Annotated in this window: 21 protein-coding genes; 9 read left to right on the top strand and 12 right to left on the bottom strand. The window is 67.8% G+C overall.

Annotated features, from left to right (window positions below; all coding sequences use genetic code 11):
• Positions 1-5: 5 nt before the first annotated feature.
• From ATO6_RS14385 to ATO6_RS14360, 6 genes are read right to left on the bottom strand one after another with little or no spacing between them, the layout of a single operon-like run.
• Positions 6-875: a branched-chain amino acid ABC transporter permease gene (locus ATO6_RS14385; protein WP_088624712.1), complete on the bottom strand. Its 870-nt coding sequence runs from the start codon at positions 873-875 to the stop codon at positions 6-8.
• A gap of 19 nt (positions 876-894) precedes the next feature.
• Positions 895-2,028, bottom strand: a complete 1,134-nt coding sequence (locus ATO6_RS14380; RefSeq protein WP_088624711.1) for an ABC transporter substrate-binding protein — start codon at positions 2,026-2,028, stop codon at positions 895-897.
• A gap of 25 nt (positions 2,029-2,053) precedes the next feature.
• A complete protein-coding gene (locus ATO6_RS14375) occupies positions 2,054-2,815 on the bottom strand; it encodes an enoyl-CoA hydratase/isomerase family protein (protein WP_088624710.1) in 762 nt (253 codons plus the stop codon).
• On the bottom strand, positions 2,812-3,231 hold the full coding sequence (locus tag ATO6_RS14370; protein ID WP_088624709.1) for a Zn-ribbon domain-containing OB-fold protein: 420 nt from the start codon (positions 3,229-3,231) through the stop codon (positions 2,812-2,814). The genes ATO6_RS14375 and ATO6_RS14370 overlap by 4 nt, the downstream gene beginning before the upstream one ends.
• Entirely contained in the window at positions 3,228-4,388 is a 1,161-nt protein-coding gene (locus tag ATO6_RS14365) for a thiolase family protein (RefSeq protein WP_088624708.1), read from the bottom strand. Before ATO6_RS14365 ends, ATO6_RS14370 begins: the two co-directional genes overlap by 4 nt.
• On the bottom strand, positions 4,385-5,518 hold the full coding sequence (locus ATO6_RS14360) for an acyl-CoA dehydrogenase family protein (RefSeq protein WP_088624707.1): 1,134 nt from the start codon (positions 5,516-5,518) through the stop codon (positions 4,385-4,387). Before ATO6_RS14360 ends, ATO6_RS14365 begins: the two co-directional genes overlap by 4 nt.
• A gap of 192 nt (positions 5,519-5,710) precedes the next feature.
• Here ATO6_RS14360 and ATO6_RS14355 point away from each other — a divergent pair, with 192 nt between their 5' ends.
• The 4 genes from ATO6_RS14355 to ATO6_RS14340 all read left to right on the top strand — a co-directional run bounded on the left by ATO6_RS14355 (position 5,711) and on the right by ATO6_RS14340 (position 11,230).
• Complete coding sequence (locus tag ATO6_RS14355) at positions 5,711-6,565, top strand: oxaloacetate decarboxylase (protein WP_088624706.1); 855 nt, start codon at positions 5,711-5,713, stop codon at positions 6,563-6,565.
• Positions 6,546-7,274, top strand: a complete 729-nt coding sequence (locus ATO6_RS14350; protein ID WP_088624705.1) for a GntR family transcriptional regulator — start codon at positions 6,546-6,548, stop codon at positions 7,272-7,274. Before ATO6_RS14355 ends, ATO6_RS14350 begins: the two co-directional genes overlap by 20 nt.
• A gap of 717 nt (positions 7,275-7,991) precedes the next feature.
• Positions 7,992-9,218, top strand: coding sequence for an acetyl-CoA carboxylase biotin carboxylase subunit family protein (locus tag ATO6_RS14345; RefSeq protein ID WP_088624704.1), 1,227 nt, complete (start codon positions 7,992-7,994; stop codon positions 9,216-9,218).
• The gene (locus ATO6_RS14340; RefSeq protein WP_088624703.1) at positions 9,218-11,230 is read left to right on the top strand and encodes a hypothetical protein; all 2,013 of its coding nucleotides are present in this window, start codon (positions 9,218-9,220) and stop codon (positions 11,228-11,230) included. The genes ATO6_RS14345 and ATO6_RS14340 overlap by 1 nt, the downstream gene beginning before the upstream one ends.
• A gap of 118 nt (positions 11,231-11,348) precedes the next feature.
• Here ATO6_RS14340 and ATO6_RS14335 read toward each other — a convergent pair whose 3' ends face one another.
• The gene (locus ATO6_RS14335; protein ID WP_088624702.1) at positions 11,349-12,461 is read right to left on the bottom strand and encodes a zinc-binding dehydrogenase; all 1,113 of its coding nucleotides are present in this window, start codon (positions 12,459-12,461) and stop codon (positions 11,349-11,351) included.
• Positions 12,462-13,098: 637 nt separating this feature from the next.
• Between ATO6_RS14335 and ATO6_RS14330 the strand changes: the two genes are divergently transcribed.
• From ATO6_RS14330 to ATO6_RS14320, 4 genes are read left to right on the top strand one after another with little or no spacing between them, the layout of a single operon-like run.
• Entirely contained in the window at positions 13,099-14,598 is a 1,500-nt protein-coding gene (locus ATO6_RS14330) for a glucan biosynthesis protein (RefSeq protein ID WP_369597069.1), read from the top strand.
• Positions 14,595-14,765, top strand: coding sequence for a hypothetical protein (locus tag ATO6_RS25085; RefSeq protein WP_176440939.1), 171 nt, complete (start codon positions 14,595-14,597; stop codon positions 14,763-14,765). Before ATO6_RS14330 ends, ATO6_RS25085 begins: the two co-directional genes overlap by 4 nt.
• Before the next feature lie 4 nt (positions 14,766-14,769).
• The gene (mdoH, locus tag ATO6_RS14325; protein WP_088624700.1) at positions 14,770-16,551 is read left to right on the top strand and encodes a glucans biosynthesis glucosyltransferase MdoH; all 1,782 of its coding nucleotides are present in this window, start codon (positions 14,770-14,772) and stop codon (positions 16,549-16,551) included.
• Complete coding sequence (locus tag ATO6_RS14320; RefSeq protein ID WP_088624865.1) at positions 16,538-17,776, top strand: OpgC family protein; 1,239 nt, start codon at positions 16,538-16,540, stop codon at positions 17,774-17,776. Before mdoH ends, ATO6_RS14320 begins: the two co-directional genes overlap by 14 nt.
• A 27-nt stretch (positions 17,777-17,803) precedes the next feature.
• Here ATO6_RS14320 and ATO6_RS14315 read toward each other — a convergent pair whose 3' ends face one another.
• The 5 genes from ATO6_RS14315 to ATO6_RS14295 form a co-directional block, all read right to left on the bottom strand.
• Positions 17,804-18,838, bottom strand: coding sequence for a siderophore-interacting protein (locus ATO6_RS14315; protein ID WP_088624699.1), 1,035 nt, complete (start codon positions 18,836-18,838; stop codon positions 17,804-17,806).
• Positions 18,835-19,665 (bottom strand): ABC transporter ATP-binding protein, encoded by an 831-nt coding sequence (locus tag ATO6_RS14310; RefSeq protein ID WP_088624698.1) that lies wholly within the window; start codon positions 19,663-19,665, stop codon positions 18,835-18,837. The genes ATO6_RS14315 and ATO6_RS14310 overlap by 4 nt, the downstream gene beginning before the upstream one ends.
• Positions 19,662-20,639: an iron chelate uptake ABC transporter family permease subunit gene (locus ATO6_RS14305; protein ID WP_254919166.1), complete on the bottom strand. Its 978-nt coding sequence runs from the start codon at positions 20,637-20,639 to the stop codon at positions 19,662-19,664. The genes ATO6_RS14310 and ATO6_RS14305 overlap by 4 nt, the downstream gene beginning before the upstream one ends.
• A gap of 74 nt (positions 20,640-20,713) precedes the next feature.
• Positions 20,714-21,751: an iron ABC transporter permease gene (locus tag ATO6_RS14300; RefSeq protein ID WP_088624697.1), complete on the bottom strand. Its 1,038-nt coding sequence runs from the start codon at positions 21,749-21,751 to the stop codon at positions 20,714-20,716.
• Positions 21,748-22,740, bottom strand: a complete 993-nt coding sequence (locus ATO6_RS14295) for an iron-siderophore ABC transporter substrate-binding protein (protein ID WP_088624696.1) — start codon at positions 22,738-22,740, stop codon at positions 21,748-21,750. Before ATO6_RS14295 ends, ATO6_RS14300 begins: the two co-directional genes overlap by 4 nt.
• A 346-nt stretch (positions 22,741-23,086) precedes the next feature.
• Here ATO6_RS14295 and ATO6_RS14290 point away from each other — a divergent pair, with 346 nt between their 5' ends.
• Positions 23,087-25,207, top strand: coding sequence for a TonB-dependent siderophore receptor (locus ATO6_RS14290; RefSeq protein ID WP_088624695.1), 2,121 nt, complete (start codon positions 23,087-23,089; stop codon positions 25,205-25,207).
• Positions 25,208-25,231 lie beyond the last annotated feature (24 nt).

The following is a 25,231-nucleotide window of genomic DNA, read 5'->3' as shown; positions in this document are numbered from 1 at the left end:
CTCCTTCAGCGTGCCGCGCTCTTGCCCATCAGGCCCGAGGGGCGGGCGATGATCGCGGCAAAGAGGATGGCAAAGACGACGGCCTCGGACCATTGCGGCTCGAACCAGAGCAGCGACAGGTTTTCCGCAAGGCCGAAGATGAAGGCTGCGATCATGGTGCCGGGGATCGACCCGATGCCGCCGACGATGGTCGCGGCGAGCGAGATCAGCATGACATGGTGGCCGATGGCCGGGTTCAGCCCCGACGACATCGAGGTGAAGACAGCCGCCGGCACCACCAGCGCCGAGCCGATGGCGAAGGCCGCCGCCGACAGGTAGCGCGGGTTCAGGCCGAAGACGCGGACCAGCTCCGGATCGTCCGACAGGGCACGCAGGCCCTTGCCGGTGAACGTCGTGCGCAGGAAGAACCCGAGCGCGAGAAGGCAGATCAGCGCCACGACAAAGGCGATGCCCGCAAGCGGCGCGACATAGACCCCGTCGAGCACCTCTCTCGCCCGCGACAGGGGCGAGGTGATGGTGACGAAGCTGCGGCCGAAGAAGATGCCGATCAGGTTCTGCACCACGATCCCGATGCCGAAGGAGGCGACGAAGACCGTGAAGAACGAGCCTTCGTCGCGCTGGATCGGGCGGTAGATGAACCAGTCGATCGCGAGGCCGAAGGCGATCGCCCCCGCGAAGCTTGCAAGAAGGCCCGGAACGAAGCCGTAGCCCGCCGCCTCGACCGCGTAGAAGAGATACGCGGCAAGGGCGAAGGTCGCGCCGTGCGCGAAATGGAACACGCGGGTCGAGCCGAAGATCAGCGAGAAGCCGACGGCGGTGAGCGCATAGAGCGCGCCCGCCTGGAGGCCGGTGAGCGTGAGTTGCAGGGCAAGCATGACGTTCCGGGACCTGTTCTTACTGGATGTCGACGGTGGCGAGCGTTTTGGCCGCGCCGCCCTCGATCACCTTGACGTCGATCGGGAACAGCAGCGTGCCGTTGTCGAGGAACGACACGTTGCCGCCGACGAGGTCAAAGCTGCGCATCTCCTTGCGCTTGGCGAGCAGGTTGGCGCCGGTGATCTCCTTGCCCTCGGCCTCCAGGGCCTGCGCGAGGATCGCGAAAAGCATCGTCGCGTTGTAGTAGTTGACGTTGTAGGGCGCGGGGTCCTTGCCGAATTCGGCCTTGTAGTCCTCCACGAAGCGGGTGGTCATCGCGTCGCCGGTGTCGAGTTTGACCGCCTGCGCGGTGAAGATCGCGCCTTCGTTCTCCGGCAGGGCCATCGCGTCCGGCACGCCGTAGGCCGAGTAGGAAATCATCTGCGCGTCGACGCCGTTGTCGCGCAGCTGCTTGGCGATCTGCACCTGCTGCGCGCCGTAGCTTGCGATGTAGACGGCATCCGCACCGCTGGACCGCACCTTGGCCGCGAGGCCCGAGAACTGCTGCGCCGTCGGCGCCACGCTCATCTCGCTGACCAGCTCGCCGCCGACGTCTTCCAGAACGCTCTCGATCTCCTTCAGGATCGACGCGCCGAGCGGGTCGTCCACGTAGATCAGCGCGAATTTCGACTTGCCCATCTCCTTGACGGCATAGGGCACCGACGCGCGCACTTCGAGGTTGGCGAGCGGGATGACGTTCCAGAAGTAATCGCCCAGCTCGGCAAGGTCGGGGCCGACGCCGCCGCCGTTGACCATCACCACCTCGTTGCGGGTGCCGATCGGGGCGATCGCCTTGGACACGCCGGTGAAGGACGACAGGGTGAAGGGCACGTTCATGACGCTCACCAGCTTCTGCATCGCCACGACGGCGGGCTGGGGCAGGGCCTGGGTGTCCTCGTAGGCGATCGAGAGCTCGCCGCTCAGCATCTTGTCGGCGTTGATGTGCTTGACCGCCAGCTTGGCGCCCGACGACAGCACGTCACCGTAGACGGCGTTCGGGCCGCTGAACGGGAACAGCCCGCCGATGGTGATGTCTTCGGCGGATGCGGGGGCCGCGAAGGGCGCGGCCAGCGCGAAGAGCGCCGCTGCGGTGAACTTTCCGAAATGTCTCATTGGTCTTTCCTCCCTGGTGTATCGGTCACGTCTCGGACCAGAAGCCGTCGTAGTCCGGCGGCCTTTTCTCGGTGAAGGCGCTGAGGCCCTCCTGCCATTCCTCCTTCGGAAGGGCGGTCAGCGTGCGGTGCACCTGCGCCCAGTCCGTCGCGCCGAGCCGGCGCAGTTCACGCTTTACCGCCGCGATGGCGCCCGGAGGGGCGCCTTCGACGATGGATTGCGCGGTCGCGATGGCAGTGTCGCGCGGGTTCTCCTCCGTGACCGCGGTGACGAGGCCCAGAGTGTGACACTCTGCGGCGCTCAGCAACCTGCGTGTCAGGATGATGTCCATCGCCCGCCGCACACCCACCATTGCGGCGAGCTTCGGCAGCGCGGTGTTGGGGATCACGCCCAGCCCCGTTTCGGGCAGCGCAAAGCGGGTCGCCGCGTCGGCCACCACCAGATCGGCGCAGAGCGTCAGTTCGAACCCGCCGCCCATGACGTTGCCGTGCACGGCGGCGATCACCGGGCGGTCGTGCGCCTCGATCCGGGCGAACAGGTCCTCGGGTCCGGGGCCTGTCGGCGTCTCCTCCATCCAGGCCGCGCCCAGGAGGTCGGGGATGTTGGCCCCCGCGCAGAAGGATTTCGCGGCCGAGCAGATGACGACCGCGCGGGCCTGCATGACCTCTGCACTGTCGAAGGCGGCCAGCATGGCGGTGACGAGGGCGACGCTCAGCGGATTGTGCCGCCCGTCGCCGGACATCTCGATGACGGCCACGTGGCCCTCGGTCGTGACGGCGACGGTCATGCCGCGCCCTCCGGCGTGAAGTAGGGCAGGCGTCGGCCCTGCACCTCGGCGAAGGTGACATGGACGCGGTCGCCGCGCGCGATGGTGTCGCTGCCGACCAGCCGGGACAGCATCCGCGGACCTTCGTCGAGGTCGACGAGGACCACCACGTAAGGAAGTTGTCCGACCCAGTCCTGCCCGTGGAACGAGGTCAGCACGGTCGAATGGGACACCACGGTCGCCCGGCCCGACATCGCGGTCCACGTCAGGGCGTCACCGCCGCACTCGGGGCAGAAGCGGCGCGGCGGGTAGTGCAGCGCGTCGCAGGCCTCGCATTTCGGCAGGGCCAGTTCGCCCTTGTCCGCGTGGTCCCAGAAAGTCGCCGAGAAACCGGTCGGGTGGGGCATGGGGGCCCAGAGGTCTGCCTGATCGTTCATGCCGCCTCCAGGATCATCGCGCCGCAGACCGAGAAGACGCCGCCGTTACCGCTGACCAGCGCGCGGCGCGCGCCCTCGACCTGCCGTTTGCCGGCATCGCCCGACAGCTGGCGCACCGCCTCGACGATATGCAGCATGCCGCCGATATGCGCCTGGCTCAGCAGCCCGCCATGGGTGTTGAGCGGCCAGCGCCCGCCGAGCGACAGATCGCCCGACCGTGCCAGCGCCCCCGCCTCGCCGGGGCGGGCGAAGCCGAGCGCTTCGAGCGTGATCAGCACCGAGATGGTGAAGGCGTCGTGCAGGGCCAGCATGTCCATGTCCTCGGGCCCCATGCCCGCCGCCTCGAAGGCGCGCGCGCCGGCCTCTGCCATGCCGAGGTCGGCGATGTCGGGCAGGGCGGCTGCGGAATTGTGCGTCGTCTTCTGCGCCACGGCCCGCACCGCGACCTGCCGCGCGCCCAGCTTCCGCGCCCGGTCCGCGCGCATCAGCACCACCGCGCCCGCGCCGTCGGACACCAGCGAACAGTCGAACAGCCGCAGTGGCGTCGCGATCATCCGCGAGGCGAGGTAGTCCTCCTGCGTCATCGTCTTTGTCATCTGCGCGTTGTCGTTCAGCAGGGCATGCGCCCGCGTCACCGTCGCCACCGCGCCGAAATCCGCGTCCCCCGTCCCGTGCTCGTCGCGCCACGCCTGCGCCAGCAGCGCGTAGGGGATCACCATGCCCTGAACGCCGAAGGGTTCTTCCCATTCCTCGCCGCCCAGCAGGTTGTCCATCTTCAGGCCCTGAACGCCAACTGCGCGGCCGGTCAGGGCGTTCTCGCCGAAGGTGCAGACGGCGACCTCGCACTGACCGGATTCGATGGCCCAGATCGCGTTCTGGATCATCGTCATCCCGGTCACGGTGCCGCCGACGTCGATGGTGGCGCAATAGGTGGGCTTGACGCCCAGATACTCGGCCAGCGTCGTCGCGAACATCGACGAGGGCTGGACATAGGGGCCGAGGTTCAGCAGTCCGTCCACGTCGTGCAGCGCGAGGCCGGCGTCCTTCACCGCCCGGATCACCGCCTCGGCCTGCAGCTCGACCGAGGACAGGCCCGGCAGCTTGCCGACCCGCGTCTCGCCGATGCCGGCAAGGACGATGGCGTCGCGCCCGCTCATGCCAGCAGGGCCCTTGCGATGGTCAGCCGCTGGACTTCGGACGTGCCTTCGCCGATCCGCAGGCCACGCGCGTCGCGATAAATCCGCTCGACCGGCAGGTCGGCCATGAAACCGGCGCCGCCGAAGATCTGCAGCACCCGGTCGGCGATCCGTGTCAGCGCCTCGGTCGCATAAAGCTTGGCGCGCGACGACCAGACCGCCACATCCGCGTCATTCGCCGCATCCGCCGCCCGCAGGGCCAGCAAGCGCGAGGTTTCCAGATCGAGGTCGCAGTCGGCCAGCATCATCTGGATCGCCTGCTTTTCGCCGAGGGGCGCGCCGCCGATCTGACGCTCCTTCACATGCGGCAGCACCAGCTCCATCAGCCGCGCGGCCATGCCGTTGGCGCGGTTGGCGGACCAGCGGCGGTCGGTGTTCACCGTGGACATCATCACCGCCAGCCCCTGGCCCGGTTCGCCCAGAACGTTTTCGTCCGGCACTGTCACGTCCGACAGGCTGAAACCGGCAATCGGATAGCCGTGCCAGCCCAGCTTGCGGAAGGGAGCGTCCAGCGCCACCCCCGGCGTGTCGGCGGGAACCACGAAGGCCGTAAGGCGGCGCGACAGCCGTGCCTCGGGGTCTGTGGCGGCCAGGACGACGATGTAGTCTGCCGTCGTGCAATGCGAGATGAAGGTCTTGGACCCGTTCAGCACCCAGCCGTCGCCGCTGCGCACCGCGCGGGTGCGGATGGTGGACAGGTCGCTGCCGCCGCCGGGTTCGGTAAGCGCATAGGCCAGCGTCTTCTCGGCCTGCATCACCGGATCCAGCAGCCAGTCCCGCTGGTGGTCCGCCACGTGGATGAGGGACATCGGCTGGTGTCCGAAGGCCTCGGCCAGCGGCATCGAGGTGAGGCCCATCACTTCTTCGACCGCCGCGACGGCGCGCGGGCCGAGGCCGAGGCCGCCCAGGCTGTCGGGCATGTTGAAAGCGTAAAGACCGAGCGCAACCGCCTCGGCCCGCAGTTCGGCGATCAGCGCCTCGTCGATGTGATCGGCGCGATCCACGGCGTTCTCGTGCGGGCGCAGGCGGTCTTCGACGAAGCTGCGCGCCGTGCGGACGATCGCGGCGATCTCTTCTTCCGACTCGTTCAACGCGATCCCCTCCCGCTCGACGCAGCGCCAGTCGCGACTCGACCTGCGTGCTGCGACTGGGGCGACGCTAGCGCAGGGGCAAAGTGCATGCAATCATGTTTTCGCAACGCGAAATGTGCGTTATTTTCTCTGGATTGGCATCAGCTTTGCATGTAATCCTGTCGTCACGATTGTTACACCAGCGGAGGCTTCATGGCGGATCCGAAACTCAAGGCGGCGCTGTCCGGGCCCGGCTGCATCACTGCGCCGGGCGTCTACGACCTCGTGTCGGCCATCGCGGCCGACAAGGCCGGGTTCCCGGCGCTCTACATGTCCGGCTTCAGCGTCATCGCCTCGTCCCTCGGTCTGCCCGACGCGGGCATCGCGACCTATCGCGACATGCGCGACAGGGTAGAGCAGATCTGCACGCGGACCCGGACGCCCCTGATCGCCGATGCCGACACCGGCTACGGCGGGTTGCTGAACGTCAAGGCGACTGTCGAGGGCTATGAGAAGGCCGGCGCCTCGGCCATCCAGATCGAGGACCAGATCTTCCCGAAGAAATGCGGCCACACCCCGGACCGACAGGTCATCCCGCTGCCCGAAATGCTGCGCAAGATCGAGGTTGCGGTCGACACCCGCGCTTCGGACGATTTTCTGGTGATCGCGCGCACGGACGCCCGAACCAAGTATGGCCTGGACGAGGCCATCGCGCGCGGCCGTGCCTTCGCACAGGCGGGTGCCGACGTGGTCTTTGTCGAGAGCCCTCAGTCCGTCGAGGAACTGAAGCGCATCGGCGGCGAGATCGACGCGACCCTGCTGGTCAACGTCGTGCATGGCGGGCAGACGCCGGTCCTGCCTTTGGAGGACTACGCTGCCATGGGGTTTTCCGTCGCGATCTATCCGGTGACGGGCCTGCTGGCCGCCGCGCGCGCCGCGACTTCGGTATATGAAGGGCTGAAGGGCAACGGTATCCTCCCGCAGAGCGTTGAGCTCATGGAGTTCGGCGATTTCAATCGGCTGATCGGATTCGAAGAGGTCTGGGAGTTTGACCGACGCTGGGCGTGACGGAAAACCGGATGCAGAGACACCCGGCACGGTAGAAGGCCGCGGGTCTGACGTGATCGCGCGGATTCACCGGGCGATCCGGCAGCGGATCCTGTCGGGCGACCTGCCGCCCGGCACCCATCTGGCCGCGGCCGAGATCGCAGGCGAATTCCGCGTCAGCAGAACACCCGCGCGCGAGGCGCTTCTGCTGCTGGCCAGCCAGGGCTTCGTCGATGTCATTCCGAACCGTGGTGCCTACGTCAGGAACTGGTCCCGCGAGGACATCGAGGAGGTGTTCGACCTGCGCGCCCTTCTGGAGCCGCACGCCGCCGCGCGCGCAGCGTCGAGGGCCTCTGCCCAGGACGTCGCGGAGCTTGAGGCCCTGGCGAGCGAGATGGAGACGGCATCGCGCAGCCGGTCGGCGTCCGACCGCGACCGGCTCGCCGTGCTCAACGACCGCTTTCATCGCCGGATCGCAAGTATCGCGGGCGGGCCGAGGCTGGAACGTTTCATCAACGACACCTATGAACTGGTCCTGCAGGCCTGGACGTTCGGAACGTTCTCCGACGAGGACATGGCCCGCAGCATGATGCATCACCGCGATCTCATCTCCGCGTTCCGAACCGGGGATGCCGCACTGGCTCACGCGGTGATGGAGAGCCATATCCTCAACGCACGCAGACGATATGTCGACAGGCCGGAAGCCGGTATCGACTTCGCGGAAGACTAGCACGGGCTGGTTGCAAACTCTCTCAATGAGTCTCTGACATCGACCTGAGAGCAGCGGGAAACGGGAAAGCAGACACAGCGGTAGGGCCGATTTAGCGGCGAGGAAATGATGGACTTGTCCGGGTTTTTTGGCAGAGCGGTCGGTTCATTTCTCCAACCTGTCGCGTGGAGGCTATCGGGCTCTGGAAGTCGAACGGAGAGTGCCGCCTGACGGGATGGCAGAACCCGTCGCCGTGTCCGGCGTTCGCGTTTTCCGCCTGCCTTCGGGTTTGCCATGCGATCGGCCACATCAGGTCCGATCTGATGATCTTGAAGAACGTTTCGACCATGCCGTTGTCGTAGCAGATCGCCTTGCCACGCATGAAGATCAGGATACCGCGCCGTCGAGCTTCGGCCTGATAGTCAACGGAGCAGTAATGACGGCCGGATAGAGCCAGCCCTCAGGCCCGCGCCCAGTCGGCGAAGGAAAAAGCGGCACGGTTCAGGTCCCTTAAGAGCCCTCATCTGAGCGCATCGGGGCGACCGGTTCCGGGCGCCCGGAGCCGCCGACTTGGCCGCCGGAATTGCAATCCGATCCTTGCGCGCTAGGGTATTTAGCCGAAACCGAGGCAGAGCCAGCTCGCCGGGGATCGCCATTCCCGTATGAGGACATCACCCGTCCGCGAGCGGACAGGACGCCAATGCGTCCGTGTGATGCTGCCCGAGGAAAGGAAATGCCATGACCGACAAGAACCCCGACAAGGGCTTTGTTGCCCTGCTCGGATGGAGCCTGAACGCCATCGAAGCGGTGGACCGTTTCGACCGCAGATACGTGGTGGTCGCGCCGCCCTGGGCCGAGGACTACTGCCGTCAGAACGATATTCCGTTCGTGCCCTGGGACTTCGACCGGCTCAACGAACGGTCTCACGAGCTTGCTCTGACGCTCGAGGACATGGGCGTCGATGTCGCCATCCCGATCTTCGAGGAGACGGTCGAATGGGCCGGTGCGGTGAACGCCGTGTTGCTGAAGAACCCGCGCCTTCTGGGCCAGGCAATGCTGTTCCGTGACAAGTCGCTGATGAAGCGCCGGGCGCAACTGGGTGGTATCCGCGTGGGCGTCTTCGAGGAAGCCCATGACCGCGGGGACGTGATCCGCTTTCTGAAACGGGTCAACCAGACGCTGCTCAAGCTTGATGGCGACCCCAACGATCCGATTCACTTCAAGGCCTTCGACAAGTCCGGCACGGCCGGACACCGGGTGATCCGCACGCCGGAGGATGTCGACAACATTCCCGACGAAGAGTTCCCGGCCCTGCTGGAGAGTCATCTGGACGGCTGGGAATTCGCCGTGGAAGCCTGGATCAAGAACGGCAAGATCGAGTTCCTGAACATCTCCGAATACGTCACCCTGGGCTACTCGGTCTTCGTCCCGGCGACCCCTGAACTGGAGGCACACCGTGAGCGGATCACGGAGGAAATCGAGAAGCTGATCGAGGTCTTCGACATCGACTTCGGCTTCATTCACCCTGAATACTTCCTGACCAGCGACAACAAGCTCTACTTCGGCGAGGTTGCCTACCGTCCGCCGGGCTTCAACGCACTGGAGCTGATCGAACGGGCCTATGGCTTCAACGGTTATCAGGGACTGGTGCTGGCTTTCGATCCGAAGACCACGCAGGAGGAACTCGACGCCTTCTTCCCGAAAGAGGTGGTCGATGCGAAGGGCCATGCGGGCTGCTTTGGCGTCTATCCACGCCGCCGCGTCGTGAGCCGCCTGCAGGTGCCGGAAGAGACGGCCAACCATCCCTATTTCGAGTTCCACGAACTCTCGGACCCGCGTGAGCAGAAGGTGGCCAAACGGTCAGCATTCGGCACGCACTGGGGACTGGCCTATTTCTTCGGTGACAATGCGCATGACTTGAGGGACCTTCTCAAGAGGCAGGAAGAACTGGATTACTACGTCTGATGACCCTGACAGACGCGTCCGCCAAGGATGGGCAGACTGGCGCTGACGACGCCGCACTGGTCCGGCTCGCCAGCACGCTCGATATGGCGATCGAGCGGCTCGAGCGGGCCCGGCCCTTTGCGAAGTCCCGCCACCAGGGGCCGGTTCTCGACGTGCTGGGTCGCATCATCGCCCAGTCCGGCGGCTTGGGCGTGGTGCGTCAGCGCGCCCCCAGGATGGATGCCGCGGGCCTCTTCGCCGGGTCCGACTGGGACCGCCCCGAGGCGCTGCTGCCGCAACTCGTGGGCGGCACATTGGTGTCCGAGGATCCGGCGTTTCAGGCGCTGGAGGCGGCCAGTCTTGCCCGGTTTCTCGCCGTGGCGGACGGTGACGCCCGGCACGCCAACCTGCACCAGGAGGGGGCCCGCCATTTCCTGACGCAGGTCTTGGCTCTCAACCTCAGGGATCTGTTCGGCGCCCCGGACGAAGCCGCGAGGACACTCGGGGCGCGGCATGACCTCAAGCGCCGCGTCCTGAGCCACATCGCGGATCATGTCGGCCTCAGCGACGTGCTGAACGTCCTCGTCACGGAAATCTGGCGCCTGCTCGAGCAACGCTCGGTCCAGGTCGGGGTCGTCAAGGACATGATCGCCCAGATCGCGGTCGCGCTGAACGAGAAGGGCACGGAACCCGGCAGCACCCGCCTTGGCGCCGAACGGCTGGTCAGCGCGCTGTTCGGCCCGACCACCGCGTCGCGCGACGATCCGGGCCTCGAGATCTATATCGAGCGCATTTCCGTCGCCGACGAGAGCGGCCTCTCGCGCGAGGCCATGGGCTTTGCCCGCGCGATGCACGACACCGGGCTCGTCTCGGACTATCACGCCACCTTCCTGAGATGGGCGCTCGACTACGACGCCCGGCCGCTGATCCCCGAAGCCCTCGGCCTCGGCAGCACCGGTCTCGATTGCTGGCGTCACTACCGCGGACTGATCGAGAGACTCGTTCGCAGCGCTGTCTCGCCGGCCACGCCGCAGGCGGCCTACGGGCTTGCGATGATGCTCGACCGGGGCATCCTGCACCATGCTCCGATGACGCCCGCGCTGGAACGGCAGCTCACGCTGGGCCTCGGCGGTGCGGCCCGCGAACGCATCGCCCTGGGCTTCGGTCCGGCCGTGCCGCCGGAAACCTATCTCCTTGCCGGCGTCCTCCAGGTTCTGGGTCAGCCGCTCGGCGTCGGACAGGGCGCCAATCCGACCTGTCAGTCGGCGCGGGCCATCGCGATGTGGGCGCTGAATGATCCCGACTACCTGCTGCACCTCATCACCCAGGTCGCCGAATTCGACACGCTGCAGATGCAGTTCGAAGGGACGCCGATCAACTCTGCCGATCTGCCCGCCGGGCTGGCCGGGTCGGGACCCATCGACGCCGACCCCGTTTCGGTCCTGCTCGTCGCGCATCTCGACCGGATCTATGCCGAGATGGGACGCCTGTGCGCCGGACGTCCGGGCGATCCGCACACTTGGATCAACCCGCAGTTCCACGGCTGGTGGGTGTCGCGTGACTGTGCCGTCGCCGTCGACGTGGCGACCGGGAAACTGGCGGGCTACGACGACTTCCTGCGCCGCTTCTTCGGGGCTTATCATCCCGAGTACAATGGCGGCCGCCCCCTCGGCCATCCGCAGCCGGCCGGGATCGCGGTCACCGACGCGCAGCAGCGGTTCGTGGGCTGGCACGCGATCGCGATCCTGAGGGTGGCCGAGGATCAGTCCGGCGAGATGCGGGTCTATTTTTACAATCCGAACAACGACAGCGGCCAGGACTGGGGCAATGGCGTCGTGGTCTCGACCTCGGGCCACGGAGAGCGCTACGGCGAGGGCTCCCTCCCGTTCGACGCCTTCCTGTCACGCGTCTACCTCTTTCACGACGAACCCCTGCGGACCCAAGGCAGTCAAGATCTCCCGACCGAAGCCATCCGGGCGGTGCGCGATCAGGCGATCGCAAGCTGGGCTGCCGACAGGCAACCCGACGACTGAACGACCGCACCCGGTGTTCGCACAAATGGCTGATCCGGTGTCCGGGCGGAGCTGCCACGGCGGGTCCGGGGGTCATGCGCCGGGCCCCGACAGATACGGTCGGACCCGGCGCGCAGTGTCATGACCAGGGCGTCACGAGGTATTTCTCGCCGGTCTTCATGGCCCGGTAATCGGTGACGGCGTCCTTGGTCAGCATCTCGTCAAGATTGACGCGCGTCTTGTAGTGGCTGGCGAAGGTGGTCGTGAGGTTGTCCAGCACGCGCTTGCGCATCCGCGCGACGGTCTCGCGCCCGGCCATCTGCAGGAACGGGAACAGCAGCCAGCCGGACAGCGTCCAGCCGAAGCCATAGCTCGGCGACAGAATCGTCTGGCCGGTGTCGAGACGGCCGTAGATGAACATCCGCTTGGGCTGGTTCGAACCATAGCGGGAATACTCGGTCATCCGGCTGGCCGCGACCTGCTCCATCGCCTTGAAGACGGTGTCGACCATCTTGCCGCCGCCGATCGGATCGAAGCCATAGAAGGCGCCCGTGTCCTCGATCGCGGACCGTAGTTGCGTCGTGAAGTCGTCGTCAGAGGAGTTGACGATATGGGTCGAGCCAAGCCCCTTCAGCAGCGCGGCCTGGTCGTCCTTTCGAACGATGTTGACCAGTGCGATGCCGTCTTCCTTGCAGATGCGGGTCAGCATCTGGCCGAGGTTGGACACCCCGACCGTGTGCAGGATCGCGTCCTGTCCGTCCATTTTCGCGTTCTCGGCAAAACCGAGCGCGGTCATCGGGTTGACGAAGGCGCTGGCACCGTCCTCTGCCGTGTGGTCGCCCAGTGGCAGGCATGCCCCCGCCTCGACGATACAATACTGGCTGTAGGCATTGCCCGGCACACAGGCGACGCGCTGACCGACCAGCGCCTTGGCCGCGTCGCCGTCGCCGGCCTTCACGACCGTGCCCGCGCCTTCGTTGCCGGCGGGAAGCTTCAGCCCGTGACGCGCTTTCGATCCGGTGTTGAAGGGCTCGGGGACCTTTGCGACGAACTTGCCCGGCGAATAGCTGGCGTTTTCAAGGTCGGCCGCCCCGGCCAGGATGGCGAGGTCCGACGGATTGATCGGCGCCGCCTCGAGTTTCACGAGCACCTGGTTGCCGGTCGGATCGGGAAAGGACACCTCCTCGATCGCGACGGTCAGCGTGCCGTCTGCCTCCAGTGTCGTGAACAGTTGCTTGCCGGTTGTTGCCATTGCGGATCCTCCAGATTTCGGTGTCACGGGTTCGGCCGCCGGGGGCCGGAGCGCCGGTCCCGATCGCCTGCGCCGTGTCAGGTAGCGCCGACACTGCCCCAGACGAACGCCGAGTGCCATCGACACTTCGCATAACCATCGGGCACGCCGCCGGGGCGGATGACGAGGTCGGCCGATGCAATGTCATGCAGTCCGGTCAAATTGACGTAATGCGGCGCGGATTTTTCTTGTGCTCAGGGTAAGTTATCGGCAAAAGGCGGATTTTGCGGGCGCAGCATTCACGGCGCTCGTCTGACATTCTCGTGGATCATCCTTGGGCCGCTCACCGCTGCGCGCGATCCGTCGCGTCCTTCTGCAAATCCCCGCCGAAACGCGTGCGTCCGCACCGCCAGAATCTCGCAACTTATTGAAGGGACTGCTCCGGGTTGGCGGTTTTCTGCCCCCTGACCGGCGGGTCTCTGCGCCCCATCCGGTCCCGCATCTTGAATTCTGCAACGCAGCGTCCAGAATCAACCGACATGCCCCTGCATTTGTGTAGCCACCGACCATGACATCAGCGCCTCTGACCGTCCTTCCGTCCGGCCGTCCGGCAACCAGCCGCCGCAGGTTCCTGGGGGGTGCTGCCGCGGCGGCCGTCGTGTGTGCCACCTTGCCCCGCCGCGCCCGCGCGCAGGACGGCGAGCCGTTTTCCTTCGATGCCCTGACGGAACGGATGCGGCTGGAGTCGCTGTCCGATCCGCTGTCCGCGCCCACGGTGGACGGTTTCCTGACCGAGCTCGATTACGATGACTACCAGCGTATCCGCTTCCGTCAGGATCACGCGCGCTGGTCGGGCGACGGCAGCCGGTTCCGGGTCAACGCCTTTCACCCCGGCTGGCTGTTCCGCGAACTGGTGGCGGTGCACGAGGTGGTCGACGGCGTGGCGCGGCCGATGCGCTTTTCCACCGGCGACTTCGAATATTTCGACCCCAAGACCGGTGTGCCCGAGGCGTTCGACCTGCCCGGCGTCGCAGGGGTGCGGCTGCTGAACCCGCTCAACCGGGCGGACAAGTTCGACGAACTGCTGTCCTTCCTCGGCGCCAGCTACTTCCGTGCGCTTGGGCAGGACACGCTCTATGGCCTGTCCGCGCGGGGGCTGGCCGTGAACACCGGCCATTCCGATGGCGAGGAATTTCCCCGCTTCTCGGCCTTCTGGCTGGAACGGCCCGCGCCGGGCGCGCAGCGGGTCACGATCTATGCCGCCCTGAACAGCGCATCGGTCACCGGGGCCTACAGGTTCGTCGTGACACCGGGCACGGACACCGTGATGGAGGTCACCGCCCGGCTGTTCCTGCGCCGCGACGTGGCGCAACTGGGAATCGCGCCGCTGACCTCGATGTTCCTGTTCGGCGGCGGCGACCGCATGGGGTTCGACGACTACCGCCCGGCGGTGCATGACAGCGAGGCGCTGGTGGTCAACCTCGCCTCGGGCGAAACACTCTATCGTCCGCTCAAGAACCCGGCCCGGCTGGCGGGGTCCTATCTGGGAATGGAGAACCCGGTCAGTTTCGGGCTGGTCCAGCGGACGCGCGACTTCGACGAATATCTCGACGCGCAGGCGCATTACGAACGCCGTCCCTCGCTGATGGTCGAACCGATCGGGGACTGGGGCAAGGGCACCGTCCGGCTGATCGAGATTCCGTCCGAACTGGAGGGCAACGACAACATCGCGGCCTTCTGGACGCCCGAGGCGCCCGCCACGGCGGGCAGCCAGGTCGAAGTGGCCTATCGGCTGCACTGGGGCCGCGAACCGGCGGGCGACGGATCTTCGCTCCGCGCCAGAATTTTGCGCACGCGCGCCGGAAAAGGCGGCGTTTCGGGGGTGGACGGCGACTCGGGTCGGCGGAAATTCGTCATTGATTTCAAAGGTGGGCTGCTGAGGGAACTTCCGGCGGATGCCGAGGTTACCCCGGTTGTCAGCGCCACGCGCGGCAGGGTTTCCGAAACCGTCCTGTCGCGTATCGACGGGTCCGACGTCTGGCGGCTGGTGATCGAAGTGGAAGCCGAGGCGCGGGCCGCCGTCGAACTCAGGGCGCATCTTGCGGGGTTCGGAGACGTGCTGTCCGAAACATGGCTCTATCAGTGGGTGAAGGAATGACAGACCTGTCCAAGACCGCCTTTGATCGCGCCGTTGCCGTGGCGCAGACCGACTGGCTGCCGCCCGAGGCACCGCTTGCCATGCCGCGGCAGGTGCTGGAGCGCCCGGAGCACGGCACGCTGATGTCGTTGCTGGCCCGGCTGCTGATGCCGGTGAAACGGGTCTGACGCCATGAGGTTCCGCGCCGCCGATGCCCGCACGCGGGCGATCCGGACGCTGGCCATCGGCACGGCGCTGCTGCTCGCCGCCCTTGCGGCGGGGCTGATGATGGAGGCGACGTTCCAGGATGGCGTGCAGACGCTCGACATCCTGCGCGGCCTGCTGATGTTCGTGACAACCGGCTGGCTGGCGTGGGGCGCGATGCTGGCGGTGGCGGGTCTTTGGCCGATGAAAGCTGCCGCGCGGCCCCGGTTCGACCCGACGACCGGGCGGACCGTGGTGCTTGTGCCGATCTGCAACGAGGATCCGGTGGCGACCTTCGCCCGCGTCGCGGCGATCGACGCCTCGATCGCGCAGGCCGGGGTGACGGCGGACGTGGCGATCCTGTCGGACACCCGCGACGACATGGCCGCGCTGCGCGAACGCGAGGCCTTTGCGCGGCTTCTGGCCGTGACCGGGGGGCAGGGGCGCATCTTCTACCGCCGGCGCGAGGTGAACACCGGGCGCAAGGCCGGCAATATCGAAGAATTCATCCGCCGGTCGGGCGCCGCCTATGACTACGCGGTCATCCTTGACGCCGACAGCCTGATCGAAGGCGAAACGGTCCGCGCCATGATCGCGCGGATGCAGGCCGATCCGAACCTGGGCCTGTTGCAGACCCTGCCGCGGATCCTCGCCGCGCGGTCATTTCTCGGCCGCGCGCTGCAATTCTCGGCCGCGTTCCATTCGCCCGTCTTCACCCGTGGCCTTGCCCGGATGCAGGGGGCGACTGGTCCGTTCTGGGGCCACAACGCCATCGTCCGCGTCACGGCCTTCGCCGAGAGCTGCGGCCTGCCCGCGCTGACCGGGCGTCCGCCGTTCGGCGGGCATATCCTGAGCCACGATTATGTCGAGGCCGCCCTGCTGGCCCGCGCGGGCTGGACCGTGACCGTCGATCCGACGCTGGACGGATCCTATGAGGAAGGGCCGGAAAACGTGCTGTCCTATGCCAAGCGCGACCGCCGCTGGTGTCAGGGCAACCTGCAGCATACTCGCCTGCTGTTCGCACCGGGCTTCAGGGGCTGGAGCCGGTTCGTCTTTCTTCAGGGCATCCTCGCCTACGTGGTGTCGGCGCTCTGGGCGCTGTTTCTGGTGGTGTCCGTGCTGGCCACGATATTCGCGCCGGAACCAAACTACTTTCCCGACCGCTATCAGCTCTTCCCCGTTTTCCCCGACGACCGCACGCGCGAGATCACGGCGCTGTTTCTGGGGATCGTCGGCCTGCTGATCCTGCCCAAGCTTGCCATCGTGGCGGAGGCGGTGATGACCGGCCGCGCCCGTGGTTTCGGCGGTGCGGCGCGCACAGCGCGGTCCGTGCTGGCCGAAGTCGCGCTTACCTCGCTGCTGGCACCGGTGATGATGGTCTACCAGACCCGCGCAATCCTGCAGGTCCTGTCCGGGCAGGACGGCGGCTGGCCCGCCAATGCGCGCGCCGAAGGACGCATCGCGCTTGTCGCGGCGGTGCGGGCGGCGTTGTGGGTTTCCGCCACCGGGGCGGGAGTGCTGGCCGCCGTGTGGCACTTCGCGCCGGACCTCGTGCTGTGGCTGCTGCCCGTCGGGTTGCCGATGCTGGCCGCGCCCGTGCTGATCGCCGTCACCTCTCGGCCCTACGAGGGGGGCCTGTTCGCGGTCCCCGACCGGGCCGATCCGCCCGCGGTGTTCACCGCCTACCTTGCCGTCCTCGACGGATGGGCCGCCAGCGCGTCCGCCGGTGCGGATGCCGAAACCGGAGGTGCGTCCGATGTCGCGGCCTGAAACCGGAGCGAGGGGCCTGCCCGCCCGTGCCGCCGCCGCCGTCAAGGCGCGCGACCCGCGGCTGGACACGTTCCGCGGGCTGGCGCTGGTGATGATCCTGATCGACCACATGCCCGGCAACCCCTACGAGCAGTGGACCTACCGGACCTACGGTTTTTCCGACGCCGCCGAGGCGTTCTTCGTCCTGTCCGGCATCGCCGCCGGACTGGCCTATTCGCCGCGCTTCGCGCCGGACAAGCTGCAACGGGACGGGCTATGGCCCGCCACCTCGCCGCTGTGGAAACGCGCCTGGACGCTCTACCTCGTGCACCTGTTGCTGACGCTCTGGGCGATCGTGATCTTTTCCGGCGGGGCCGACCTGTTCGGCGATCCCGGCATGATGCAGCTGCACAACCTCGGGGCAGTCTTTGAAAACCCCGAGGAGATCTTCTTCGGCATCGCCACGCTTGGCCACCAGATCGGCTACGTCAACATCCTGTCGGTCTATGCGCTGCTGCTGCTGTTCGCCCCGTTGGCCATACTGGTCGCCATGCACCGTCCGGGCGTGGTGCTGGCGGCGTCGGCCGGGCTGTGGTTCGTGGCCGGGACGTGGAACATCAACCTGCAGAACTATCCCAATGGCGGGGTCTGGTTCTTCAACCCCCTGTCGTGGCAGCTGATCTTCGTGATCGGGCTGGTGATCGGAATCGCCATGCGCCGGGGCGAGCGGCTGGTGCCGGTGAACCGTGGCCTTTTCGTCGTGGCGCTCGGCTGGCTGGTGCTGGTGGCGGCATGGCGGCTGAACCCGACGCTGGGGGCGGCGCTGAACCACGGCATGTGGATGCTGGACCAGACCGGTCTGCCGTCGATCTTCTTCAGCCAGGACAAGACCAACCTTGGCCTGCCGCGCCTGCTGCACCTGCTGGCCATGGTCTATGTCCTGTCCTGCCTGCCTGCCGTGCGCAGGCTGTCGGCGCACACCCTCGCCGCGCCGCTGAGCCTGATGGGGCGTCACGGTCTGCTGGTGTTCAGCCTGTCGGTGGTGCTGGCGCTGGCCGGGCAGGTGGTCATGATGGGCTACCACGATGCCGCCTGGACGCTCTGGGGGCTGACCCCGCTGTGCGTGGCGGTGATGATCGCCGCCGCCTGGGTCGCGGATGGCAAGCGGAGGCGGGCGCAGGCCGCGCCCGCTCCGGCGGGGTTCGTCCCGGTCGGGGGGCTTGCCTCGGGCGCCCTGCCGCGCTGAGCGGGGCAGGGCGTGACGCGGGGCGGCTCAGGCCGTCCAGTAGAAGGCGAAATACCCCTCATCCTGACCGATCCCGAAGTCGCCGCGGAACCGCGCCTTGGCCCGCCGCACGAGGTCCTTTTCGGCGGCAACCCAGACATAGCGGCCGTCGCCCTCGGGCGGGGTCAGGTCCGACAGGTGATCCCAGAGCGCCTCGCCCCGGTCGCGCAGCACCCATGTCAGGGCGATCCCGTCGGGCCGGGGCATGTCGCAGATGTCCTCTGGCCCGCCGACCTCGATGAAAGCCTGACCGGTCCGGTCCGGCTCGGACCGGGCGAGGATCCGGCGGATCGCGGGCAGGGCGGTTTCATCCCCCGCGATCAGCAGGCGGTCGCCCGGCGGAAAGCGTCCGCTGCCGGGGCCGGTGATCCCGACCAGATCGCCGGGCTGCGCGCCACGCGCCCAGCCGGTGGCGCGCCCGCCGTCATGCTCGAACACGTCGAAGGTGAAACGTCCCGCCTCGATGTCGAACTCCACGAAGGTGTAGACTGCCCGGTGCAGAGCATCGTCGCCCTGCGGCCAGACGGTGCGGCCGGTGCCGTCGAGGCGGGGCCAGACCGGCGCGCGGTCCTCGGGCGGCAGCAGCAGCGAGAAGTGCATGCCCCGGCCCTCGGCCAGCCGCCGGGTGTCGTCGCAGTCCATCTCGACCCGCAGGAAATGCGGGGCGACGCGCCGGACGCTGCGGACAGTCGCCGTGCAGAAGTTCAGCGGCGGCGCATCGCGGCGGATATCGCCCTGCCATGTGGCGCGGTCGCCTGCGCCGGGCGCGACATGGTCGAGCAGATGGAGCACGAACTCCCTGATCTGCTGGAGCGCGATCGCATCCACCGCACCGATCCTGACCGACAGGTCGCCGCCGCTCAGGCCGCAGTCCACCTGCGCGGCCAGCAGCCGGACCTGCAGGTCGGTGCCGTTTTCGCTGACCTCGAGTTCGGCGGCGCGGGCATGGGCGGCCAGGTGCGGCAGGACATCGTCCGGCAGCGGGCCGGGGCAGAGGGCGGTCGCCTGTGCGGTAAAGCTCATGTCTGGTCTGCCTTTCCTTGGGGATGGGGGGTGCCCCTGGCATGTCGGCCAAGCGGCAGCATCATCGGTTTTCCGGTCACCGGGTCGGCCATGATCCGGGCCCTCAGGCCAAAGACCCGTTCGACCACCGCCTCCGTCAGCACGGTCTCCGGTGCCCCGGCGGCGGCGATCGCGCCCGCGTGCATGGCGACCAGATGATCCGCGTAGCGGGCGGCCATGTTCAGGTCGTGCAGGACCATCACGATGGTCGTGCCCCGGTCGCGGTTGAGGTCTTCGAGCAGGTCCAGCACCTCGATCTGGTGGGCGACGTCGAGGAAGGTGGTCGGCTCGTCCAGCAGCAGCAGGTCGGTGTCCTGCGCCAGCGCCATGGCGATCCAGACCCGCTGGCGCTGCCCGCCTGACAGGGCGTCGATGTCGCGGTCCGCCAGTTCGGCCGTCCGGGTCGCGTCCAGCGCCCGGGCCACCGCCTGATCGTCCGCCGCGCTCCAGCGCGACAGCGGACCGTGGTGGGGGTAGCGTCCGTGGCTGACCAGATCGGCGACGGTGATGCCGTCGGGCGCGACCGGCGATTGCGGCAGCAGGCCCAGACGGCGGGCCAGCGCCCGCGTCGACATCGACCGGATCGCGGTGCCGTCCAGCGTGACCGCCCCCTCGGCCGGGCGCAGCAGGCGTGACAGGCTGCGCAGCAGGGTGGACTTGCCGCAGGCATTGGCACCGACGATCGCGGTGATCCGACCCGGCGGCACGGTGAAGTCCAGTCCAGTGATGACCGGGTTCTGGCCATAGCCGGCCTCCAGACGCTGCGCGGCAAGAACGGGTGCGGTCATGTTCGGCCTCCTGCGGTCCGGTGCGCCCGGACGATCAGATAGATGAGGAACGGCGCCCCGAGCGCGCCGGTGACGACGCCGACCGGGTAGCGCCCGGGCAGCAGGTGCTGTCCCGCGAAATCGCCCAGCACCACCAGCAGCGCCCCGGTCAGGGCGGCAGGCACCAGCGGCGCGCGGCCCGGACCGGCGATGCGCAGGGCGATCGGGCCCGAGAGGAAGGCGACGAAGCTGACCGGCCCGGCCATCGCCGTCGCCACGGCGATCAGCCCGACGGCGGCCATGACGATCAGCGCCTTGTCGCGGGTCAGCGGCACCCCGAGCGCGGCGGCTGTGTCGTCGCCGAGGCGCATCGCCTCGAGCGTGCCGCGCCGGGCGATCAGCGTGCCGCCAAAGACCACCAGCGCGGCCAGCACGGGCAGCGCCTGATCGGCGGTCGCGCCGTTGACGCTGCCGGTCAGCCAGCGCAGGGCGTCCTGAAGCGTCCACGCGGGGGCGCGAGACAGGACATAGGCGATCATGCTGTCCAGCATCGCCGACAGCCCGATGCCGATCAGGATCAGCCGGGCGCCGGTGACGCCATCGCGCCATGACAGCAGGTAGATCAGCGCCGCGACGGCCAGTCCCGCCGTGACCGCCAGCACCGACACCGCCGCCCCGGACCAGCCCAGTACCACGATCCCCAGCACGGCGGCGGCGCTGGCCCCGGCGCTGATGCCGATGATGTCCGGGCTCGCCAGCGGATTGCGCAGCAGGGTCTGGAACACGATGCCGCCGAGGCCGAAGCTCATCCCCGCCAGCGCCGACAGCACCGCGCGGGGCAGGCGCAGGTCGCGGACGGCGAATGTGGCGCCCGGCACGTCCTGTCCGGCCAGCACCCGCAGCACGTCCAGCGGCGGCGTGACGGACCGGCCAACGGTCAGCGTCAGCGCGACGGCGGCGGCCAGCAGACCGGCCAGCAGCGCCGCGCGCCGCAGCCGGGTGCCCGCGCGGGCTCGGCGCAGGGCGGCGACGCGGGTGGCCGTCGGGGCGAGGGGCGGGGCGGCGGTGGTCACAGGTCCCTCGGGCGGCGCTGGCGGACGATCCAGATGAAGACCGGCGCGCCGACAAGGGCCGTGACGATCCCCACGTCCAGTTCCGAGGGCCGCGCGACGATCCGGCCCAGCACGTCGGCGAGGATCAGGAGCACCGCGCCGGTCAGGGCCGAGAACGGCAGCAGCCAGTGGTGATCGGGGCCGACCAGCAGGCGGCACAGATGCGGCACCACCAGCCCGACAAAGCCGATCGGCCCGCAGATCGCCGTGGTCGCCCCGCAGAGCAGCACCGCCCCGAGCGCGGCGGTGGCCCGTGCCCGCGCGACCCGCGCGCCCAGGCCCGCCGCGGTGTGGTCGCCAAGCGCCAGCAGGTTCAGGCTGCGGGCGGAGGTCAGGCTGAGGACCAGCCCCGCCAGCAGGAACGGCAGGCAGGGCACGATCGCCTCCCACGTCGCGCCGCCGATGCCGCCGATCTGCCAGGACCGGACGCCGCCCGCGATGTCGTTGCGGGGCAGGATGATGGCCGTGGTCAACGAGGTGGTGGCAATGGCCGTCGCCGCCCCGGCGAGCGCCAGCTTGAGCGGCGTGGCCCCGCCGGGGCCGAGCGATCCGATGACATAGACGAGGCAGGCCGCCAGTCCGGCGCCGAGGATCGCCGTCCACAGAAAGGCATGGAGCGTCGCCATGCCGAACCACGCCATCCCGATCACCACCGCCATCGCGGCCCCGGCATTGACCCCGAGGATGCCGGGATCGGCCAGCGGGTTGCGGGTGACGCCCTGCATCACCGCCCCGGCCAGCCCGAGCGCGGCCCCGGCCAGCGCGCCGAGCACGGTGCGCGGCACACGGACGGCGACGACGGCCTGGCCGATGGTGTCGGATCCGCCGCGCAGGCCGGCGGCGATGTCGCTCAGCCCGACCTCGCGCGTGCCCAGTCCGACCGAGAGCAGCGCCGAAAGGGCCAAGAGGCCCAGCACCGCCGCCAGCCAGCCGAGGCGGGTGCGGCGCGTCCGCCGGATCGCGCCGATGGCGGGCAGGGCGGCGGCGACCGTCATTCCGATTTCTGCGCTGCGTCGTCCAGCAGGGCGACGTAATCCTCGAGCACCCACGGGATCGACAGCGGGGTCGGATTCGCGGCGGTGCCGACCGGGTCGTTGCCGAGAAGGACGACCGCGCCGTTCTCGACCGTTTTCATGCGCGATGTCAGAAGGTTGCGCTTGACCGTGTCCATCAGGGCCCTGCCGCCGTAAGTGACGACGATGTCGACATCGGCGAAGGTGTCGATCCGCTCGGCGCTCATCTCGCCCGAGAAGCGCCCCGGCTCGGTCGCCTCCTGAACGCTCTGCGGAGAGGTCAGGCCGAGGTCGCTCAGGAACTTCACGCGGGTGTCGTTGGCGGAATAGAAGCGGATGACGCTCAGGTCGCGGACGTCGAGGTGGGTGACGAACATCGCGGTCTTGCCCGCGATCGCCGGATGCCGTTCGGTGACCTCGGCGATCTGCCCCTCGATCCGGGCGATCAGCGCATCCCCTTCGGCCGTCATCCCGAGCCCGAGCGCGTTCAGGCGGATCATGTCGCGCCAGTCGGTGGCCCAGGGCCCCGCGCGGTAGGGCACGACCGGGGCGATCCGGCTGAGGGTGTCGTAGTCGGACTGGGTCAGGCCGGAATAGGCGGCGAGGATCACGTCGGGACGGGTCGCGGCGACCGCTTCGAAGTCGATGCCGTCGCCTTCGTCGAACAGGACGGGCGTTTCGGCCCCCAGTTCCTCCAGCCGCTCCGCCACCCAGGGCAGCAGGCCGTCGCCGTCGTCGTCGCCGAAGTTCGCCCGCGCGAAGCCGACCGGCACGATCCCGAGCGCCAGCGGCACTTCGTGATTGGCCCATGCGACCGTGGCGACACGCTCGGGCCGGGCGGGGATCACTGTGGTGCCGAGGGCATGTTCGATGGTGACGGGAAAGTCCTGCCCGCGGGCCAGGGTCGCGGCAAGGGTCAGAACCACCACCGCCAGCAGGAGCGGGGAACGGATGACGGACAGGGGGGACATGGCGCGGCTCCCAGTTCTGAGGCAAAGGCGATTTTTTTAGTCGGCTTTCCATCTCGCCCCTCGCGCGTCAAGGTCGCGAGAGGGGGTAGATGGGAAAATCAGAGTTATTTTGTCAGATTTCCGCCGAATCCGACAAAAACAGTAAATTTATACAATACACCCCGCCGCCGATGTGTGATCTGCACTGCAATGGCCCGGACCCGCGGGGTGAGTCCCCGTGTCCGGCCCCGATGCCTTTCGGAAAGTGCGGTGCCCTGCGCCGGGTCCGACGGGCAGCCAGCCAGCAGCGGCCCGCGCCGGATTGCAACGCCAGCATCAACCAGAACAACAAACGTGGGACCGCAAAATGCCCTTTACTCACCCGACGCCCCGCCGCGTCGCCCTGCTTCTCGGATGCACCGCGCTGGTCGCGATGCCGGGCCTCGCACTCGCTCAGGACGCGGAGGGCTATGACGGCGACACCTACCGCCTGTCGCCGATCCTCGTGGACCAGAGCGTGCAGGCTGATGACGACGCCGAGTCGATCGTCGCAACCGAGCTGTGGACGGGCGGCAAGGTCGCGACCAGCATTCTGGACACCCCGGCTTCGGTATCGGTCGTTACTCAGAAGGAAATCGAGCAGCGCAATGCGGACACTGTCGAGGACGTGCTGGAATACAGCGCCGGGATCGTCACCGACTACTACGGCACCGACGACCGCAACGACTATTACCTCGTGCGCGGGTTCCAGGCCTCGACCTATCGCGACGGGCTGACGCTCGGGTCCATGCGCGGCGTCCGCGAGGAGCCTTTTGCCTACGAGCGGCTGGAGGTGATGAAGGGCGGCAACTCCACCCTGTTCGGCACCTCGGATCCGGGCGGCACGGTGAACTTCGTCACCAAGACCGCCAAGTTCCGGCGCTTTGGCGAGGTCTACGGCAGCTACGGCTCGCACAATCAGGCCGAGATCGGGCTGGACTTCGGCGACACGCTGGACGAGGCCGAGACGCTGGCCTACCGCGTCGTCGCCAAGGTGAAGAAGGGCGAGCTGGAATATCCCAATTCGCGCGACGACGAACAGTTCTTCCTCGGTAGCCTCGCCTGGGCGCCGACGGCCTATACCAAGCTGACCTTCACCGCCGACTACCTGAAACGCGAGGGCACCCCGAACAGCGGCGGCTATCCGCTGGACCGGCTCTATGACCGGGACCAGTTCTTCGGCGAGCCGGGTTTCAACTACCACGACGTGGAGCGGCTGACGCTCTCGGCCGGGCTGGAGCACGAGTTCGAGAACGGGCTGAGCCTGCGCGCGAACCTGCGCTACAGCGATCTGACGGACGATTTCGGCTACATCTACCTGTCCGACAACGCCGCCCGGACCGGCACCATGGTCGACCGCTGGTACTTCGGCACCGACAGCACGGCGGAAGAGCTGATCGGCAACGTCATCCTGCAGTACGACACCAGCTTCGGCGCCATCGACAGCAGCACGCTGGCGGGGGTGGAATTCCGGTCGGCCTCGACCTCGAGCTCGTCCATCTCGGGCATGCACACCCAGATCGACCTGTCCAACCCGGTCTACACCGGCGCGCCGACCGGCTTCACGCCTTACAGCGTGCAGGACAACGACTACACGACGCGGTCGATCTTCGTGCAGCAGAACCTGTCCTTCTCGGACCGGCTGGTGGCGACGGTGGGTGTCCGGCACGACTGGATGGAGATCACCAACGTCAACCGTTCGACCGGGACGGCGGTCCGCACCACGGGCGACTTCTCGGAAACCTCGTTCCGGGGCGCGCTGACCTACAAGGTGAACGACCAGCTTTCGACCTATGCCAGCTTCGTCCAGTCCGTGGCCCCGCCCTCCATCGGCACCCAGCCCGAACGCGGCGACCAGTACGAGCTTGGGGTGAAATACCAGCCGGCCGGGATGAATGCGCTATTCACCGCGTCGGTCTATCAGCTGACCAAGAAGAACGTGGTGGTGCCTGTCGTCCTGCCCAGCGGGGCCATCGAGCGCCAGACCATCGGGGAATCGCGCGTGCGCGGCTTCGAGGTCGAGGCCAAGGCGGAACTGGCGCAGAACCTCAGCCTGTCGGGGGCCTATGCCTATCAGATGTCGAACTACGTCCGGGGCAACGTCCGCGGCACGACCGTCGACGGCAACGAATTCGCAACCGTGCCGAACCACATGGGTTCGATCTGGCTGACCTACGAGGTGCCGGGCAACGGCGCGCGCGGGGACATGAGCTTTGGCGTCGGTGCGCGGATCATCGGGCCGTATTACTACAACGTCTACAACAACAACGGCCGCAGCAAGGTGCAGACCTATGTGGACCTCGCGGCCTCCTACGGGATCACGCGCGACACCGATCTGACGATCAATGTCAGCAACCTGTTCGACACCCAGTACGTCGTCGGACGCGGCACGGCGGACTACTACAACAACGGGCGCACCATCACGGCGGCGATCCGGCACAGCTGGTAAGCTGGCGGAGGCCCCGGTCCGGCG

Source organism: Oceanicola sp. 22II-s10i (assembly GCF_002210105.1).
Taxonomy (GTDB): domain Bacteria; phylum Pseudomonadota; class Alphaproteobacteria; order Rhodobacterales; family Rhodobacteraceae; genus Pseudooceanicola.
The sequence above is the reverse complement of the archived record's forward strand: the minus strand, read 5'-3'. Positions and strand labels throughout refer to the sequence as shown.

What these genes read in the sequence shown, in the direction of transcription:
- ATO6_RS14310 (WP_088624698.1), bottom strand. Translation starts at nt 19,665, where the DNA reads ATGACCGCACCCGTTCTTGCCGCGCAGCGTCTGGAGGCCGGCTATGGC.
- ATO6_RS14300 (WP_088624697.1), bottom strand. Translation starts at nt 21,751, where the DNA reads ATGACGGTCGCCGCCGCCCTGCCCGCCATCGGCGCGATCCGGCGGACG.
- ATO6_RS14365 (WP_088624708.1), bottom strand. Translation starts at nt 4,388, where the DNA reads ATGAGCGGGCGCGACGCCATCGTCCTTGCCGGCATCGGCGAGACGCGG.
- ATO6_RS14315 (WP_088624699.1), bottom strand. Translation starts at nt 18,838, where the DNA reads ATGAGCTTTACCGCACAGGCGACCGCCCTCTGCCCCGGCCCGCTGCCG.
- mdoH (WP_088624700.1), top strand. Translation starts at nt 14,770, where the DNA reads ATGAGGTTCCGCGCCGCCGATGCCCGCACGCGGGCGATCCGGACGCTG.
- ATO6_RS14340 (WP_088624703.1), top strand. Translation starts at nt 9,218, where the DNA reads ATGACCCTGACAGACGCGTCCGCCAAGGATGGGCAGACTGGCGCTGAC.
- ATO6_RS14370 (WP_088624709.1), bottom strand. Translation starts at nt 3,231, where the DNA reads ATGAACGATCAGGCAGACCTCTGGGCCCCCATGCCCCACCCGACCGGT.
- ATO6_RS14375 (WP_088624710.1), bottom strand. Translation starts at nt 2,815, where the DNA reads ATGACCGTCGCCGTCACGACCGAGGGCCACGTGGCCGTCATCGAGATG.
- ATO6_RS14320 (WP_088624865.1), top strand. Translation starts at nt 16,538, where the DNA reads ATGTCGCGGCCTGAAACCGGAGCGAGGGGCCTGCCCGCCCGTGCCGCC.
- ATO6_RS14290 (WP_088624695.1), top strand. Translation starts at nt 23,087, where the DNA reads ATGCCCTTTACTCACCCGACGCCCCGCCGCGTCGCCCTGCTTCTCGGA.
- ATO6_RS14345 (WP_088624704.1), top strand. Translation starts at nt 7,992, where the DNA reads ATGACCGACAAGAACCCCGACAAGGGCTTTGTTGCCCTGCTCGGATGG.
- ATO6_RS14385 (WP_088624712.1), bottom strand. Translation starts at nt 875, where the DNA reads ATGCTTGCCCTGCAACTCACGCTCACCGGCCTCCAGGCGGGCGCGCTC.
- ATO6_RS14355 (WP_088624706.1), top strand. Translation starts at nt 5,711, where the DNA reads ATGGCGGATCCGAAACTCAAGGCGGCGCTGTCCGGGCCCGGCTGCATC.
- ATO6_RS25085 (WP_176440939.1), top strand. Translation starts at nt 14,595, where the DNA reads ATGACAGACCTGTCCAAGACCGCCTTTGATCGCGCCGTTGCCGTGGCG.
- ATO6_RS14335 (WP_088624702.1), bottom strand. Translation starts at nt 12,461, where the DNA reads ATGGCAACAACCGGCAAGCAACTGTTCACGACACTGGAGGCAGACGGC.
- ATO6_RS14295 (WP_088624696.1), bottom strand. Translation starts at nt 22,740, where the DNA reads ATGTCCCCCCTGTCCGTCATCCGTTCCCCGCTCCTGCTGGCGGTGGTG.
- ATO6_RS14380 (WP_088624711.1), bottom strand. Translation starts at nt 2,028, where the DNA reads ATGAGACATTTCGGAAAGTTCACCGCAGCGGCGCTCTTCGCGCTGGCC.